The 16,796-nt window shown below is 70.7% G+C and carries 15 protein-coding genes; 5 read left to right on the top strand and 10 right to left on the bottom strand.

The genetic code is table 11. From position 1 onward, the window contains the following. Positions 1–65 precede the first annotated feature (65 nt). Complete coding sequence (locus tag AC07D6_RS31680; protein ID WP_315877625.1) at positions 66–641, bottom strand: type III secretion system chaperone family protein; 576 nt, start codon at positions 639–641, stop codon at positions 66–68. A 271-nt stretch (positions 642–912) separates the two neighbouring features. Continuing rightward, on the bottom strand, positions 913–3,516 hold the full coding sequence (gene clpB / locus AC07D6_RS31685; protein ID WP_315877626.1) for an ATP-dependent chaperone ClpB: 2,604 nt from the start codon (positions 3,514–3,516) through the stop codon (positions 913–915). A 125-nt stretch (positions 3,517–3,641) separates the two neighbouring features. Between clpB and AC07D6_RS31690 the strand changes: the two genes are divergently transcribed. Next, positions 3,642–4,055 (top strand): pyridoxamine 5'-phosphate oxidase family protein, encoded by a 414-nt coding sequence (locus AC07D6_RS31690; RefSeq protein WP_479050156.1) that lies wholly within the window; start codon positions 3,642–3,644, stop codon positions 4,053–4,055. Positions 4,056–4,188: 133 nt separating this feature from the next. Here AC07D6_RS31690 and AC07D6_RS31695 read toward each other — a convergent pair whose 3' ends face one another. Continuing rightward, positions 4,189–4,506, bottom strand: a complete 318-nt coding sequence (locus AC07D6_RS31695; RefSeq protein ID WP_023587884.1) for a Rieske (2Fe-2S) protein — start codon at positions 4,504–4,506, stop codon at positions 4,189–4,191. Between the two features lie 334 nt (positions 4,507–4,840). On the opposite strand from AC07D6_RS31695, the gene AC07D6_RS31700 reads away from it, so the two are divergent. Beyond that, positions 4,841–5,902, top strand: a complete 1,062-nt coding sequence (locus AC07D6_RS31700) for a helix-turn-helix transcriptional regulator (protein WP_315877629.1) — start codon at positions 4,841–4,843, stop codon at positions 5,900–5,902. Positions 5,903–6,069: 167 nt separating this feature from the next. On the opposite strand, the gene AC07D6_RS31705 is transcribed toward AC07D6_RS31700, so the two are convergent. From AC07D6_RS31705 to dnaK, 5 genes are all read right to left on the bottom strand, one after another. Then, the gene (locus AC07D6_RS31705; protein ID WP_479050159.1) at positions 6,070–6,657 is read right to left on the bottom strand and encodes a DUF4232 domain-containing protein; all 588 of its coding nucleotides are present in this window, start codon (positions 6,655–6,657) and stop codon (positions 6,070–6,072) included. A gap of 102 nt (positions 6,658–6,759) precedes the next feature. Continuing rightward, positions 6,760–7,212, bottom strand: coding sequence for a heat shock protein transcriptional repressor HspR (locus AC07D6_RS31710; RefSeq protein WP_315877631.1), 453 nt, complete (start codon positions 7,210–7,212; stop codon positions 6,760–6,762). Between the two features lie 4 nt (positions 7,213–7,216). Next, positions 7,217–8,392 (bottom strand): molecular chaperone DnaJ, encoded by a 1,176-nt coding sequence (dnaJ, locus tag AC07D6_RS31715; protein ID WP_315877632.1) that lies wholly within the window; start codon positions 8,390–8,392, stop codon positions 7,217–7,219. Between the two features lie 75 nt (positions 8,393–8,467). Further along, positions 8,468–9,127: a nucleotide exchange factor GrpE gene (gene grpE, locus AC07D6_RS31720; RefSeq protein ID WP_315877633.1), complete on the bottom strand. Its 660-nt coding sequence runs from the start codon at positions 9,125–9,127 to the stop codon at positions 8,468–8,470. Then, a complete protein-coding gene (gene dnaK / locus AC07D6_RS31725; protein ID WP_479050162.1) occupies positions 9,124–10,971 on the bottom strand; it encodes a molecular chaperone DnaK in 1,848 nt (615 codons plus the stop codon). The genes grpE and dnaK overlap by 4 nt, the downstream gene beginning before the upstream one ends. Positions 10,972–11,299: 328 nt before the next feature. Here dnaK and AC07D6_RS31730 point away from each other — a divergent pair, with 328 nt between their 5' ends. The 3 genes from AC07D6_RS31730 to AC07D6_RS31740 all read left to right on the top strand — a co-directional run bounded on the left by AC07D6_RS31730 (position 11,300) and on the right by AC07D6_RS31740 (position 15,315). Further along, on the top strand, positions 11,300–11,779 hold the full coding sequence (locus AC07D6_RS31730; protein ID WP_315877635.1) for a sugar transferase: 480 nt from the start codon (positions 11,300–11,302) through the stop codon (positions 11,777–11,779). Positions 11,780–11,925: 146 nt separating this feature from the next. After that, positions 11,926–14,220 carry a (Fe-S)-binding protein gene (locus tag AC07D6_RS31735; protein ID WP_479050164.1) on the top strand — a complete coding sequence of 765 codons (2,295 nt, stop codon included), beginning with the start codon at positions 11,926–11,928 and terminating at the stop codon, positions 14,218–14,220. Positions 14,221–14,403: 183 nt separating this feature from the next. Continuing rightward, positions 14,404–15,315, top strand: coding sequence for a Yip1 family protein (locus AC07D6_RS31740; protein WP_315877637.1), 912 nt, complete (start codon positions 14,404–14,406; stop codon positions 15,313–15,315). Between the two features lie 213 nt (positions 15,316–15,528). On the opposite strand, the gene AC07D6_RS31745 is transcribed toward AC07D6_RS31740, so the two are convergent. Then, positions 15,529–16,026: a phosphoribosyltransferase gene (locus AC07D6_RS31745; protein WP_479050166.1), complete on the bottom strand. Its 498-nt coding sequence runs from the start codon at positions 16,024–16,026 to the stop codon at positions 15,529–15,531. Positions 16,027–16,028: 2 nt separating this feature from the next. Continuing rightward, positions 16,029–16,604, bottom strand: coding sequence for a dCTP deaminase (gene dcd, locus AC07D6_RS31750; RefSeq protein ID WP_315877639.1), 576 nt, complete (start codon positions 16,602–16,604; stop codon positions 16,029–16,031). Positions 16,605–16,796 lie beyond the last annotated feature (192 nt).

The following is a 16,796-nucleotide window of genomic DNA, read 5'->3' on the forward strand; positions in this document are numbered from 1 at the left end:
CGGGGCGGTGACCTCGTACGGTCACCGCCCCGGCCGCGTCACGGCCGCGTGGCACGCGGGGCCGCTCAGCCCTCGGCGCCCTCGGCGCCCTCGCCGGGCTCCAGGCCCAGCTGCTCCACGATCCACCGGTCGAACTCGATCGACGCGCGGACCCAGCTGACGGTCGACGACACGAAGTGCTCCAGGCTGACGCCCGTGCCGATGAGCATCTGCGCCTCGCCGATGAGCCGAACGGTGGCGCCGCCCTGCTCGTCCTCGTGGAGGTGGCTGTACACCTTGGGCCACAGGGTGCGGCGGTTCCAGTCGTCGATGGTCTCGAGGATCTTCGTACGCTCCTCGACCGGATGCGGGCGGTCGTAGAACGTGCGCACGGAGAAGACCTGCTGCTCCGCCTCGCCGCGGAACATGAAGTAGGTGCGGAAGTCCTCCCACGGCGCCGCGAGGTCACCCTCGTCGTCGACGACGTACTTGAGCTCCATCTGCTCGAGGAGCTGCTTCACCAGGTCCTGATCGGGGACGACGGGGCCCGCCGGTCCTGCGGCCTGAGGCTGGGGCTGCTGTCCCCCGAAATTCGGAATCGAGGACGGGTCGATGCTCACCGGGTAATTCCCTTCGTACGGATAGCCGCCATCCTCTCCCATCCCGGCCCGTCGGTGGCAAGCCCGACCGGCCGCGATCCGCTGCGAGCTGACACGGCCGCGCCCCCGCCGGGACGGGCGGGGGCGCGGACCGGGGCCGGCCCCGGCCGGGTGGGGGTCACCGAACCGGACGGGGCCGGACGGGAATCACCGGACCGGAGGGGGCCGGCCCCGGCCGGGCGTGGATCACCGGACCGGACCAGGCCGGACCGGACGAGGCCGGGCGTGGATCACCGGACCGGACCAGGCCGGACCGGACGAGGCCGGGCGTGGATCACCGGACCGGCGCCACCGACAGGCCGCCGTCCACGCGGTCCACGCGGACCGTGTCCCCGTCCTGGATCTCGCCGGACAGGATCTCCCGCGCCATGCGGTCCCCGATGGCCGTCTGGACCAGACGGCGCAGCGGCCGCGCCCCGTACGCCGGGTCGTTGCCCTCGTCGGCGAGCCACTCCAGGGCCGCCGGGGTGACGTCCAGCGTGAGGCGGCGCTCCGCGAGGCGGCGGGCCAGCCGGCCGGTCTGGAGCCGGGCGATGTGGGCCAGCTCGTCGCGGGTGAGCGCCGAGAAGACCACGATGTCGTCCAGCCGGTTCAGGAACTCCGGCTTGAAGGAGGCGCGGACCACCTCCAGGACCTGCTCCCGCTTCTCGGCCTCCGTCGTCGTCGGCTCCATCAGGAACTGGCTGCCCAGGTTGGACGTGAGCACCAGGATCGTGTTGCGGAAGTCGACCGTGCGGCCCTGCCCGTCCGTGAGCCGGCCGTCGTCGAGGACCTGGAGGAGGATGTCGAAGACCTCCGGGTGGGCCTTCTCCACCTCGTCCAGCAGGATCACGCTGTACGGGCGGCGGCGCACGGCCTCCGTGAGCTGGCCGCCCTCCTCGTAGCCGACGTAGCCGGGGGGCGCGCCGACGAGACGGGCGACGGAGTGCTTCTCGCCGTACTCCGACATGTCGATGCGGACCATCGCCCGCTCGTCGTCGAAGAGGAAGTCCGCGAGCGCCTTGGCCAGCTCCGTCTTGCCGACGCCGGTCGGGCCGAGGAAGAGGAACGAGCCGGTCGGCCGGTCGGGGTCGGCGATGCCCGCGCGCGTACGGCGCACGGCGTCCGAGACGGCCCGGACGGCCTCCGTCTGCCCGATCAGGCGCGTGCCGAGCTCCTCCTCCATGCGGAGCAGCTTCTGCGTCTCGCCCTCCAGGAGCCGCCCGGCGGGGATGCCGGTCCAGGAGCCGACGACGTCCGCGATGTCGTCGGGGCCGACCTCCTCCTTGACCATCTTGTCCGCGCCGCCGGTCCCCGTCCTGGCGGCCTCCTGCTCGGCCTCCGTCGCCGCGGCCAGCTCCCGCTCGACGGCCGGGATCTCCCCGTACAGCAGCTTGGAGGCCGTGTCGAAGTCGCCGTCGCGCTGGGCCCGCTCGGCCTGGCCGCGCAGGTCGTCGAGGCGCTCCTTCAGCTCACCGACGCGGTTGAGGCCCTGCTTCTCCTTCTCCCAGCGGGCGGTCAGGCCGCGCAGCTCCTCCTCCTTGTCGGCGAGGTCGCGGCGCAGCTTCTCCAGGCGCTGGACGGAACCGGGGTCGGTCTCGTTCTTCAGCGCCAGCTCCTCCATGCGGAGGCGGTCGACGGCGCGCTGCAGCTCGTCGATCTCCACGGGCGACGAGTCGATCTCCATCCGGAGGCGCGACGCCGCCTCGTCGACGAGGTCGATCGCCTTGTCGGGGAGGAAGCGGGAGGTGATGTACCGGTCGGAGAGCGTCGCGGCGGCGACCAGCGCCGAGTCCGCGATCTGCACCTTGTGGTGGGCCTCGTACCGACCCTTCAGGCCGCGCAGGATGGCGATCGTGTCCTCGACGGTCGGCTCCGCGACCAGGACCTGCTGGAAGCGGCGCTCCAGCGCCGGGTCCTTCTCGATGCGCTCGCGGTACTCGTCGAGCGTGGTCGCGCCGACCATGCGCAGCTCGCCGCGGGCCAGCATGGGCTTGAGCATGTTGCCCGCGTCCATGGCGGAGTCGCCGCCGGCGCCGGCGCCGACGACCGTGTGCAGCTCGTCGATGAAGGTGATGACCTGGCCGTCGCTCTCCTTGATCTCGGAGAGGACGCTCTTGAGGCGCTCCTCGAACTCGCCGCGGTACTTCGCCCCGGCGACCATGGCGCCCAGGTCGAGGGCGACGAGCCGCTTGTCGCGCAGCGACTCGGGGACGTCGCCCTTCACGATGCGCTGGGCGAGGCCCTCGACGACGGCGGTCTTGCCGACGCCGGGCTCGCCGATGAGGACGGGGTTGTTCTTGGTGCGCCGCGACAGGACCTGCACGACGCGGCGGATCTCCTGGTCACGGCCGATGACCGGGTCGAGCTTGCCCTCGCGGGCGGCGGCCGTGAAGTCCGTGCCGAACTTCTCCAGCGCCTTGTACTGGCCCTCCGGGTCCGGCGTGGTGACCCGGCGCGTGCCGCGGGACCTGGTGAAGGCCGCCAGCAGCTTCTTCGCGTCGGCGCCCTGCCGGGTGAGCAGCTCGCCGGCCGGCCCGCCCTTGGCGGCGACGCCGATGAGCAGGTGCTCCGTCGACAGGTACTCGTCACCGAGCTCGCGGGCGCGGGCCTGGGCGTCGGCGATGACGGCCAGCAGGTCGCGGTTGGGCTGCGGCGGGGCGACCGTCGACCCGGTGACGCTCGGGAGGCCGGCGAGGATCCGCTCGGCGCCGGAGCGCACGGCGGCCTGGTCTGCCTCGACGGCGGCGAGCAGGTCGACGAGGTTCTCGTTGTCCTGGCCGGAGAGCAGCGCCAGCAGCAGGTGCGCCGGGGTCAGGTCCGGGTGTCCGTCGGACACGGCGCGGCTGGTGGCGGCGTTGAGCGCGTCCCGGCTCTTGTTGGTCAGCTCGGCGTCCACTTGTGCTTGGTCCTCCTCGGCTGCTGGATGCGTACGTACCGGCTATGACTCAGCCAACGTCCACAAACTTGAGTCTATTCCACTCAAGGTGATGAGGGCCAGCAGCCGCCGGTAGGTTCCGACCCATGGCCATCGACCTGCGCGATCCCCACCCCTCCTACGTCAGCTTCTGGCGGGAGCGGCACATGTGCACCCTGACGACCCTCCGCCCGGACGGCACCCCGCACGTCGTGGCGGTGGGCGTGACGTACGACCCGGAGGGCGGCGAGAAGGGGATCGCGCGCGTGATCACCAACAAGAACAGCCGGAAGGTGGCCAACGTCCTGGCCGCCGGCCCCGACGGCGCGCGGGTCGCCGTGTGCCAGGTGGACGCGGGGCGGTGGGCGACCCTGGAGGGCCGCGCGGTGGTCCGCACGGAGCCGGACGCCGTCGCGGACGCCGTCGCCCGGTACGCGGAGCGGTACGGGCGCACGCCGGCGCCGAACCCGGACCGGGTCGTGATCGAGATCACCCTCACCCGGGCCATGGGACGCGCCTAACGACCACGCGGCGCCGCGGGCGCGGTCCGCCCCCGTGCGCGCGCAGCACAGCGGCGCCATCGTGTTTCAGGTCCACGATGGCGCCGCTGTGTGGGGGAAGCACCTGAGCGATCTACAACGACGGGGGAACCGCTCAGGCGCTGCGGGGGGTGGCTGTGGTGGTCTCGGCCTCGACGAGCTGGTGGTCACGCTGGTCGAGGTTGACGAAAATCATTCCGTAGCGAATGGCGCAGCGGACGGGCTGCGGCGCGCCGCGCGGCCGACGGAGGCACCGGTAGGCGCGGATGTCCTCGTCCTCTCCGCGGGTGATGACGATCGGCTCGCCGAAGAGGGTGACCATCAACGAATCGCCACCCTGCGGCACGGCGGTGACGAGGTCGATGAAGTGCCACCCGGATCGGTAGGCGGACGCCATCTCGCGGCGGAAGCGGGAGTCGTCGGGGACGTTCATGCGACGACACCCGTCGGCGCGGAGTCGGCGCTCTCCCAGGAGGGCTCGCCGAAGGTCGACGGGGCAACCTCCCACGAGGGCTCGCGCGGGGCCGTCGGTCCGACCTCCCACGAGGGCTCACCTGCGACGACGCTGCCCGTGGACACCGTATCCCACGACGGCTCGCCGCTGAGGGCGGCGACACCGCACGCGGCCGCCGCGGCGACAGCTATGGCGCTAAGTGCACGAACCATCCTGGTCATGGACGATCTCCACCTCTTTTTGTCCTTACCTCCTCCCCCGCGCCTATGACGATGGCTCACTCCGAACGCTTCCACCAGCCGATACAGGCATCATGTTCCTGAAATACAGGACCCTGAGGGGGGTGCAGATGCCGTCGAAGGTGGACAATCCGGAAACCGGGCACAGTCATGACGAGCTGTGCGAAGCCGGAAAGCACCTGTACGCGGCCGCCCTGCGTGCCGGCCGGATAGCCCGCTCCGAGGTTGGCGCGGCGCCCTGCCTCATCGACCTCGCCCTGCTGCATCCGGATCCGGACGATCCGCAGTGGCTTCGGCCCGTCCCTCCGTCCATCGCCCTCAACCAGCTGATACACCCCATCGAGCGGGAGATCCAGCAACGACGGCAGCGGGCGCTGTCATTGGCCGATGCATTCGAGCCGTTCATGACGATCCCCGCGGCGGCCCCCAGCACGAGCGACGCGATCAACGTCCTCGAAGGACTCGCCGTCATCAACGCCGAACTCGACCGCGTGACGGACGAGTGCGCGGTCGAACTCCTCACCATCCAGCCCGGCAGCGGACGCAAACCCGAGACTGTCAAGGCCGCCCTGCGCCGGGTGGAGCCCCTCCTCGGCCGCGGTGTCCGAATGCGGACCCTCTACCAGCACACGGCCCGGCACCACTCGGCGACCATGGGGTACGTCGAGCGGATCACGCCGTACGGGCTGGAGGTGCGCACGCTGGAGGAGATCATCGACCGGCTGATCATCGTCGACCGCAAGGTCGCCTTCATCCCGGCCCGCAGCGACCGCCAGGTCGCGCTGGAGCTGCGGCACGAGGGGCTCGTGCAGTACCTCGTCGGCGTCTTCGAGCAGTTCTGGTTGCACGGCATCCCCTGGGAGGAGGAGGTCGTCGCCTACACGCCCGCCCTCAACGGGATAAGCGGCATCCAGCGCTCCATCGCCAAGCTCCTCGTCGAGGGCCACGTCGACGAGGCCATCGCCCGCCGCCTCGGCATGAACGTCCGCACCTGCCGCGCCCACATAGCCAAGCTCGCGTCCACGCTCGGCAGCGGCAGCCGCGCCCAGCTCGGCTACCTCATCGCCCGGTCCGGCATCCTCGACCAGGAGCCCGGCCAGGGGCAGGACCAGGAGCAGGTCCGCTGCCACGACTGACGGCCCCCGACCCGGGCGGCCACCCGGACCCGGCGCACCCACCCGGCGGCCTTCCGGCCCCGGCGCGTCACAGCCCCGGCGCACCCGTCGCTCCAGAGCGTCGCAGCCTGGTGCACCCAGCCGCCCCGGCACTCCGGCACCCGCCACCCCGGCGCGTCGCCGCCCCGCTACGCGCCGCCCTCCGGCGTCCAGGGCGTGACCTCCACGGCGTCGGTGGTGCCCAGGTCCAGCGGCCCGTCGTGCGGGGCGACCGTCTGAGCGGCGGCCCCCCGGCCGGGCGTGACCCGCAGGTACGCGCCGTTCGTCGCCGTGACGTCCGACCGCGTCACCGTGTTCCGCCACAGGACCCCCGACCGTGCCCGCTGCCCCGGCCGCAGCACGAACGTCGAACGGGTCGCCCCGCCGTCCACCGCGTCCGTGCCGAGGCGCACGGTCACGTCGAGCTCCTCGCGCTCCGCGTCCAGTACGGCCACCTCCGGGTAGCCGCTCACCCCGAACGGCCGGCCGCCGCAGTTGTCGAGGAACACCGACAGCGCCCGCAGCCCCAGGGCGGCCTCCGTGGCCCCCAGCGTGACCCGTACGCCCGACTCCGGGCACGCGCCCGCCGAGGGCCCCGCGGGCGCGGAGAGGCCCGGTACGGGTGCCGAGGGCGACGGGGACGCCGCGTCCGGCGTCGCCCCGCCCGCCGAACACCCCGCGGTCACCACCGTGACCACCGCCGCGGCCGTGACCACCGCGCTCCCCCTCGTACGCATCCCCGGATCATCGCACGGGAAAGGCCCCCTCCTCGGAGGGGGCCTTCCAGGTCCTGCCGGCGCTTCCGGGCGCTCGCCGCCACGGGGCACGGGAGTGCGGGACTACTCGCCGCCGCGCTTTCCGGCCGGCCGCCACACGACCAACGCACTGGTCTGCTGCACGTCCTGATAGGGCACCAGGTCCCGCCGGTACGAGGCGTGCACCTGCGCCTCGCGCTGACGCATCGCCACCGCCGCGCCCTCCAGGGCCGCGGTCAGCTCGGCCACCCGGGCCTCCAGCGCGGTGACCTGGTTCTCCAGCTCGATGATGCGCTTGATCCCGGCCAGGTTGATGCCCTCGTCCTGCGACAACTGCTGCACCTGCCGGAGCAGCTCGATGTCGCGGGCCGAGTAGCGCCGGCCCCGGCCGGCCGTACGGTCCGGGGAGACGAGCCCCAGGCGGTCGTACTGGCGCAGTGTCTGCGGGTGCAGCCCGCTGAGCTGCGCCGCCACCGAAATGACGTACACCGGGGTCTCGTCGGTCAGTTCGTACGGGTTGCGTCGGCGTGCGTCCATTGCCTCAAGCCCCCTTCGCGGCCTGGAACAGCTCCGCCCGCGGGTCCTCTCCCGCGGTAGCTTGACGGTACGTCTCCAGGGCCTCGCGCGCCTTGTCGTTCAACTCCTTCGGCACGGCGACCTCGACCGTGACCAGCAGGTCGCCACGCGTGCCGTCCTTGCGGACCGCGCCCTTGCCCCGGGCCCGCATCGTACGGCCGTTGGGCGTACCGGCGGGGATCTTCAGCGTGACCGGCGGTCCGCCGAGGGTCGGCACCCTGATCTCGCCGCCGAGCGCCGCCTCCACGAACGAGACGGGCACGGTGACGGTGAGGTTGTCGCCCTTCCGGCCGAAGACCGGGTGCGCGCCGACGTGGACGACCACGTACAGGTCGCCGGGCGGGCCGCCCCGCTCGCCGGGCGCACCCTTGCCGCGCAGCCTGATCCGCTGCCCGTCGGAGACCCCCGCCGGGATGCGGACCTGCATCGTGCGCGAGGACTTGGCGCGGCCACTGCCGTGACACACCTCGCACGGGTCCTGGGCGATCAACCCGCGGCCCTTGCAGTCCACGCACGGGTCGGTCAGCGAGAAGCCGCCGCCCGAACCGCGCGACACCTGGCCGGTGCCGACGCACGTCGGGCAGACCCGCGGCGTGCCGTGCTTGTCGCCCGTGCCGGAACAGGCCTGACAGGGCTGCTGGCTGGACATGCGCAGCGGGACGGTGGCGCCGTCGACCGCCTCGGTGAAGCTGAGCGTCACCTCGGACTCGACGTCCTGACCGCGGCGCGGCTGCGTCCGGGTGCCCGTGGCGCCGCCCCGGTTGAACAGGCCGCCGAAGACGTCCCCGAGCCCGCCGCCGAAGCCGCCGGCGCCGCCCGCCCCGCCCTGGCCGCCGAACAGGTCGCCCAGGTCGAAGTTGAACGTGCCGCCCGCGCCACCGGGCCCGGGCCGGAAGCCGCCGTTGCCGAAGAGGGCGCGCGCCTCGTCGTACTCCTTGCGCTTCTTGGGGTCGCCGAGGACGTCGTTCGCCTCGGAGATCTCCTTGAAGCGGGCCTCCGCGGCGGTGTCGCCCTTGTTGGCGTCCGGGTGGAACTCGCGGGCGAGCTTCCGGTACGCCTTCTTGATCTCGGCTTCGGTCGCGTCCTTGGGGACGCCGAGGACCTTGTAGTAGTCCTTCTCGACGAAGTCCTTCGTACTCATCGACGTCCCTCCTCCCGGACGATCACTGCGTCAGCCCCGGGGCCGGCGGTCCTGCGACCGCCGGCCCTGTGGCTGTCAGCCCTCCTCGGGGCCACCGTTCTCCTCGTCGGCCGACTGCTCTTCCTTCGGAGCCGGCGCGGCACCCGGCTGGGGCTCGGCGACGGCGACACGTGCGGGACGGATGGTCCGCTCGCCGATCCGGTACCCCGGCTGGAGGATCGCCACGCAGGTCGTCTCGGTGACGTCCGGCGCGTACGAGTGCATCAGCGCCTCGTGCACGGTCGGGTCGAAGGGCTCGCCCTCCTTGCCGAACTGCTGGAGGCCCATCTTCGCGACGACGGTCTCCAGCGACTCGGCGACCGACTTGAAGCCGCCGACCAGCTCGCCGTGCTCCCGCGCCCGGCCGATGTCGTCGAGCACGGGCAGCAGCTCGCTCAGGAGGTTCGCGACGGCGACCTCCTTGACCGCGACCCGGTCCCGCTCGACCCGGCGGCGGTAGTTCTGGTACTCGGCCTGGAGCCGCTGGAGGTCCGCGGTGCGCTCGGCGAGCGCGGTGCGGGCCTGGTCCAGCTGGGCGGTCAAGCCGACGGACTGGTCCGTCTGGTTCGCGTCCCCGGCCGGGGCCGCCGCGCCCTCCTCGACGGGAGGGTTCTCGGCGGCCTCGACGGCGTCGTCGGAGGTGGCGCCGGAGGGGACGTCGGGCTTCTCCTCGAAGCCCGGGGTCTCCTCCGTCATGCGGCCCCACCCTTCGGCTTCTCGTCGTCGACGATTTCGGCGTCGATCACGTCGTCGTCGGCCTTGGCGCCCTCGGCGCCCGCCTGGGCACCGCCCGCCGCCTGGCCGGCCTGCGCGTCGGCGTACATGGCCTGGCCGAGCTTCTGGGAGACGGCCGCGACCTTCTCGGTGGCGGTGCGGATCTCCGCGGTGTCCTCGCCCTTCAGCTTCTCCTTGAGCTCGTTCACCGCCGCCTCGACCTCGGTCTTGATCTCGCCCGGGACCTTGTCGGCGTTGTCGGTGAGGAACTTCTCGGTCTGGTAGACGAGCTGCTCGCCCTGGTTGCGCGTCTCGGCGGCCTCGCGGCGCTTGTGGTCCTCCTCCGCGTACCGCTCGGCCTCCTCACGCATCCGGTCGACCTCGTCCTTCGGGAGCGAGGAGCCGCCGGTGACGGTCATCTTCTGCTCCTTCCCGGTGCCGAGGTCCTTGGCGGTGACGTGCATGATGCCGTTGGCGTCGATGTCGAAGGAGACCTCGATCTGCGGGACGCCGCGCGGGGCCGGCGGGAGACCGGTCAGCTCGAACATGCCGAGCTTCTTGTTGTACGCCGCGATCTCGCGCTCGCCCTGGTAGACCTGGATCTGCACGGACGGCTGGTTGTCCTCCGCCGTCGTGAAGATCTCGGAGCGCTTCGTCGGGATCGTCGTGTTGCGCTCGATCAGCTTGGTCATGATGCCGCCCTTGGTCTCGATGCCGAGGGACAGCGGGGTCACGTCGAGGAGCAGGACGTCCTTGACCTCGCCCTTGAGGACACCGGCCTGGAGCGAGGCGCCGATCGCGACGACCTCGTCCGGGTTCACGCCCTTGTTGGCCTCCTTGCCGCCGGTCAGCTCCTTGACGAGCTCGGCGACGGCCGGCATGCGGGTCGAGCCGCCGACGAGGACGACGTGGTCGATCTCGGAGAGCTGGATGCCCGCGTCCTTGATCACGTTGTGGAACGGGATCTTGCAGCGCTCCAGCAGGTCGGCGGTGAGCTGCTGGAACTGGGCGCGCGTGAGCTTCTCGTCCAGGTGCAGCGGGCCCTCGGCGGACGCCGTGATGTAGGGGAGGTTGATCGACGTCTCGGTGGACGAGGACAGCTCGATCTTCGCCTTCTCGGCGGCCTCGCGGAGGCGCTGGAGTGCCATCTTGTCCTTGGAGAGGTCCACGCCGTGGCCGCTCTGGAACTGCTTGACCAGGTAGTCGACGACGCGCTGGTCCCAGTCGTCGCCACCGAGGTGGTTGTCGCCGTTGGTGGCCTTCACCTCGACGACGCCGTCGCCGATCTCCAGCAGCGAGACGTCGAAGGTGCCGCCGCCGAGGTCGAAGACGAGGATCGTCTGGTCGTCCTTGTCGAGGCCGTACGCCAGGGCGGCGGCGGTCGGCTCGTTGACGATGCGCAGGACGTTCAGGCCCGCGATCTCGCCGGCCTCCTTGGTGGCCTGGCGCTCGGAGTCGTTGAAGTACGCCGGGACGGTGATGACCGCGTCCGTGACCTTCTCGCCCAGGTACGCCTCGGCGTCCCGCTTCAGCTTCTGCAGGATGAACGCGGAGATCTGCTGCGGGTTGAAGTTCTTCCCGTCCAGCTCGATCTTCCAGTCCGTGCCCATGTGGCGCTTGACCGAGCGGATGGTCCGGTCGACGTTGGTGACGGCCTGCCGCTTGGCGACCTCACCGACGAGGACCTCGCCGTTCTTGGCGAAGGCGACGACGGACGGCGTGGTCCTGGCGCCCTCGGCGTTGGTGATGACGGTGGGCTCGCCGCCTTCCAGAACGCTGACGACGGAGTTAGTCGTGCCCAGGTCGATGCCGACCGCACGTGCCATTTCGATTCCTCCAGCTGACTTGAGTGGAACAGACTCAAGGATGCACCACTCACTCATCGCGGTCAACAGACCTGAGTCAATCCGACTCAAGTTTTATCCCGCCCTTATGCGCAACACGCGGTGCGTCGCACCCGGCGCCGGCGATCGCCCGCCCCTATCGTTCTGCCCGTCGGGTCATTCCGCCCATAAGCAACTTCCAGCGCCTTCCACACTTTCTACGCTTCATTCGCTTCTCGGGTACATTCCGCCATCCGGGATGTGCCACCTCAACGCCACGACGTCCCCCGCCACCCCGCCATGACCCCCCAGAACGGTCAGGTGTCGCGCCATGCACCCCAAGCGCATCCTGGATCTGGCCCTCGGCTGCACCCTCCTCGCCCTCGCCGCCCCCGCGCTCCTCACCGCCGCGGCCGTCCGCGCCCTCCTCCGCCCGCCCGGCGGCGTCCTCGTACGGGAGGCGGCGACCGGTCTGCACGGCCGGACGTTCACGCTGCGCACCCTGCCGATCCGCCTCCTGCGCCTCGACGCGCTGTCGCGGCTGACCCACGTCGTGGGGGGCGAGATGTCGCTCGTGGGGCCCGCGCCGCTGCCGCCGGGGTCCCCCGGCGCCGACGCGGCGTGGCGGCAGCTCGTCAAGCCGGGGCTGACGGGGCTGGCGCAGGTGAAGCGGGGCTCCGAGCTCCCGTGGGACGAACCCCTGCTGCTGGACCAGCACTACGTGGAGCACCATGGGATGGGACTGGACGCGGCTTTGCTCCTCCGTACGCCCGCGGCCCTGATCAGCGCCTCGCGGCGTCGGGGGCGATGAGCGGCGGTCAGGCTCACCTGAGCGACGCAGATCACCGCGTACGCGGCTACAGTGCGGCGGAATAACTGGGTACGCTCAGCATCGAACCCATTAAGTTACCGCTTAGTAGTGCTGGATCCCCCACCTCGCAGGCCCGAGGAGCCCCCATGCAACTCGCCGCGATCATTGTGTCGCTGACCCTGACCGTGGTCGGCGTTGCGCTCTTTGCCCGAGCGATCGCGCACATCTACCGGTTCGTGAGGCTCGGCCAGCCCGTGCCGGCCGGCAGCCGCACCGACGACTGGAAGGCCCGCACGGTCACCGTGGTCCGGGAGTTCCTCGGCCACACCCGGATGAACCGCTGGGGGATCGTCGGCTTCGCGCACTGGTTCGTCGCGGTCGGCTTCCTCACCCTGCCGCCCACGCTGGCGCAGGCGTACGGGCAGCTCTTCCAGGCCGACTGGACCCTGCCCGTCATCGGCGGCTTCCTGCCGTTCGAGATGTACACCGAGCTGATCGGCCTGCTGACGGTCCTCGGCATCGCCGTCCTGATCGTGATCCGGCTGCTGAGCCTGCCGTCCCGCCCCGGCCGCAAGTCGCGCTTCACCGGCTCCAAGGCGTGGCAGGCGTACTTCGTCGAGTACGTCATCCTCACCATCGGCCTGGTCATCCTGGTCCTGCGCGGCCTGGAGGGCGCGCTGCACCACGTCGACTCGTACGACCCGGCCTACTTCGTGTCGTACCCGCTCGTCCTCGCCTTCGACGGACTGAGCACCGGCACCCTGCAGAACCTGGTCTACTTCGCCGCCATGGTGAAGATCAGCGTCTCCCTGATCTGGATGATCACGGTCTCGCTCAACACCAACATGGGCGTCGCCTGGCACCGCTTCCTCGGCTTCCCCAACATCTGGTTCAAGCGCAACGCCACCGGCGAGACCGCGCTGGGCGCCCTGCTGCCGATGACGTCCGGCGGCAAGGAGATCGACTTCGAGACCGTCTTCGACGACGAGGAGGGCGCGGAGGAGACCGTCTTCGGCGTCTCCCAGGTCGAGCACTTCTCCTGGAAGGGCATCCTCGACTTCTCGACGTGCACCGAGTGCGGCCGCTGCCAGTCGCAGTGCCCCGCCTGGAACACGGGCAAGCCGCTCTCCCCGAAGCTCCTGATCATGTCGCTGCGCGACCACGCGCACGCCAAGGCGCCGTACCTGCTCGCCGGCGGCGGCAAGACCATGGAGGGCGAGGAGAAGGCGTCCGAGGAGGCCCTGAAGGACGTCCCCGCCTCCGCCCTCGCCGAGGCCGAGCGCCCGCTGATCGGCACCGCCGAGGAGAACGGCGTCATCGACCCGGACGTCCTGTGGTCCTGCACCACCTGCGGCGCCTGCGTCGAGCAGTGCCCCGTCGACATCGAGCACGTCGACCACATCGTCGACATGCGCCGCTACCAGGTGATGATCGAGTCCGCGTTCCCGTCCGAGGCGGGCACGATGCTCAAGAACCTGGAGAAGAAGGGCAACCCCTGGGGCCTGGCCAAGAAGCAGCGCGTCGAGTGGACCAAGGAGGTCGACTTCGAGGTCCCGATCGTCGGCAAGGACATCGAGGACCTGTCGGAGGTCGACTACCTGTACTGGGTCGGCTGCGCCGGCGCCCTGGAGGACCGCGCCAAGAAGACCACCAAGGCCTTCGCGGAGCTGCTGCACATGGCGGGCGTCAAGTTCGCGATCATGGGCGGTGACGAGAAGTGCACCGGTGACTCCGCCCGCCGCCTGGGCAACGAGCCGCTGTTCCAGCAGCTCGGCCAGGAGAACGTCGCGATGCTGAACATGGCGTTCGGCGAGACCCTCGACGAGGACGGCGGGGTGGACGAGTCGACGAAGAAGCCCAAGGCGTCGAAGAAGATCGTCGCGACCTGCCCGCACTGCTTCAACACGATCGCGAACGAGTACCCGCAGCTGGGCGGCGAGTTCGAGGTCATCCACCACACGCAGCTGCTCCAGCACCTCATCGACGAGGGCCGGCTCGTCCCGGTGACCCCGGTCGACGGCCTGATCACCTACCACGACCCGTGCTACCTGGGCCGGCACAACAAGGTCTACACGCCGCCGCGCGAGATCATGACCGCCGTCCCCGGCCTGCGCCAGCAGGAGATGCACCGCCACAAGGAGCGCGGCTTCTGCTGCGGCGCCGGCGGCGCGCGGATGTGGATGGAGGAGCGCATCGGCAAGCGCATCAACACCGAGCGCGTCGACGAGGCCCTGTCGCTCAACCCGGACATCGTATCCACCGCCTGCCCGTTCTGCCTGGTCATGCTGACCGACTCGGTCAACGGCAAGAAGAACGAGGGCCAGGCCAAGGAGTCGCTCCAGGTCGTGGACGTGGCGCAGCTCCTCCTGGAGTCGGTGAGGACCCCGGCGCCCGAGGCCCCGGAGTCCGACGCGACCCCGGAGCCGGAGCCGGCCCAGTAGCACCACCGGCACCCGGTGCCCCGGTGCCGGCCGACGGAACGGCCGGGTCCGCCCTGCGGAGGGCGGACCCGGCCGTTTTGTCGTCGGACGCGTCCCCTAGGGGATGTCACAGCTCAGCAGCAAAGAGGGCCCGGTGAACGGCCGCGTACGTCCGTGCGCGCGGAACCGGGTACGTTCGTAGACGTGGCTGGATTCAGGATCGGACGCGGCCGGGGCAACCGCACCCCGCGCCAACAAGGGCAGCAGCCCCCGCACCCGCGGCAGGGACCGTACGGCAACGGCAACGGCGACACGCCCGTACCGCCGTCGTACGGGGCGCCGCAGCAGTGGCCGCGGGACGGCCGCACGCACGGCGAACCGGAGTACTTCGGCGACCCCTACCAGCAGCAGGCCGCCCCGCACCCTCACCACCCCCACCACCAGCAGCCCCAGCAGCCGTACGCCCCCCACGCGCACACCGCGAACAACCCGGGCCACACCCAGGTGTTCAGCGTCCACGAGGACCCGTACGGCCCGCCGGACACCTACCGGGCGGGCGCCGCCGCCCCCTCGGGCCCGCGCCTGCCGTGGCAGCAGCTCCTGACCGGCATCGTGCTGCGCCCCGGCCCGACGTTCTGGCAGATGCGCGACCACGCGGTCTGGCTGCCGGCGCTGACGGTGACCTTCGTGTACGGCCTGCTGGCGCTGTTCGGCTTCGACAAGGCCCGCGAGGAGACGATCAACGCGACCCTGTCGGCGGCGATCCCGTCCGTCCTGGTCACCGGGGTCATGTTCGTCGTCGGCGGTCTGATCCTGGGCGCGGTGACCCACACCCTGGCCCGCCAGCTGGGCGGCACCGGGGCGTGGCAGCCGACGGTGGGCCTGTCGATGCTGATCATGTCGATGACGGACGCCCCGCGCCTGCTGTTCGCGATGTTCCTGGGCGGCGAGAACGCCCTGGTGCAGGTGATCGGCTGGCTGTCGTGGCTGGCGGCGGGCGCGCTGTTCACGTCCATGGTGAGCAAGTCCCACGACCTGCCGTGGCCGAAGGCCCTGGGCGCGTCGGCGATCCAGTTGGTGGCGCTGCTGTCGCTGATCAAGCTGGGAACGCTGTAGGAACCCGCCACGAGGAGCCGGAAAGGGCCCGGGGTCGCGAAGACCCCGGGCCCTTTCCCTTTTCTTGCTTCTCCGCTTCCCGCTTTCCTGCTTCCGCGCTTCCCTCTTCCCGCTTCCGCGCTTCCCGTCCCTGCGCCCCTCAGGACTCCAGGGCTTCAGGACTCCAGGGCTTCAAGGCTCCCAGGGGCTTCAAGGCTTGGGGGCTCAGCGCCCTCAGGCGTCGAGGACCTGCCCGGAACGCCGGACGACGGGCTTCTCGACGCTCCAGGGGAAGTTGATCCAGTCGTCGGTGCGCTTCCAGACGTACTCGCACTTCACGAGGGAGTGGGACTTCTCGTAGATGACGGCGGACCGGACCTCGGCGACGTGGTCGAGGCAGAAATCGTGGACGAGCTTCAGGGTCTTCCCGGTGTCGGCGACGTCGTCGGCGATCAGGACCTTCTTGTTGCTGAAGTCGATCGCGTTCGGGACGGGCGCGAGCATCACCGGCATTTCCAAAGTGGTGCCGACACCCGTGTAGAACTCCACGTTCACGAGGTGGATGTTCTTGCAGTCGAGCGCGTAGGCGAGCCCGCCGGCCACGAAGACACCGCCGCGGGCGATGGAGAGCACGACATCCGGCTCGTAGCCGTCGTCCGCGACGGTCTGGGCGAGCTCGCGCACCGCGCGCCCGAACCCTTCGTACGTGAGGTTCTCCCGTACAGCACTCATGCTCACACCTGCGTCCGATGGAAGTTCTGGAAGGACCGCGAGGCCGTGGGCCCGCGCTGCCCCTGGTACCGGGACCCGTACCGATCGCTGCCGTACGGGAACTCGGCCGGCGAGCTGAGCCGGAACATGCACAGCTGGCCGATCTTCATCCCCGGCCACAGCTTGATCGGCAGGGTCGCGAGGTTCGACAGTTCCAGGGTCACATGTCCGGAGAACCCGGGGTCGATGAAACCCGCGGTCGAATGCGTGACGAGGCCGAGCCGCCCGAGGGAGCTCTTGCCCTCCAGCCGGGAGGCGATGTCCTCGGGCAGGGAGATGACCTCGTACGTCGAGGCGAGCACGAACTCGCCGGGGTGGAGGATGAACGCCTCGTCCCCGTCCGGCTCCACCAGCCGGGTGAGATCGGCCTGCTCCACGGCGGGGTCGATGTGGGGGTAGCGGTGGTTCTCGAACACCCGGAAGTAGCGGTCGAGCCGCACGTCGATGCTCGAGGGCTGCACCATGGATTCGTCGTACGGATCGATCCGCACCCGTCCGGATTCGATCTCGGCCCGGATGTCCTTGTCTGAGAGAAGCACGCCCCGAGGATACGCAGAGCGCGCGGGCCCGCCCCAATCGGACGGCCCCCGCGCGCCTCCCCACCAGGAACGACGGGACGGTACGGGCTACGGGCCGCTAGGTCCTGTCTGACAAAGGATCTTGGTTGGGTTCGCGGAGCCAGAGGATGAGTGAGGCGAGGTGGACTCCGGCCTTGTAGCGGGTGGCGAGTT

The organism is Streptomyces sp. NPDC045287 (genome assembly GCF_056432325.1).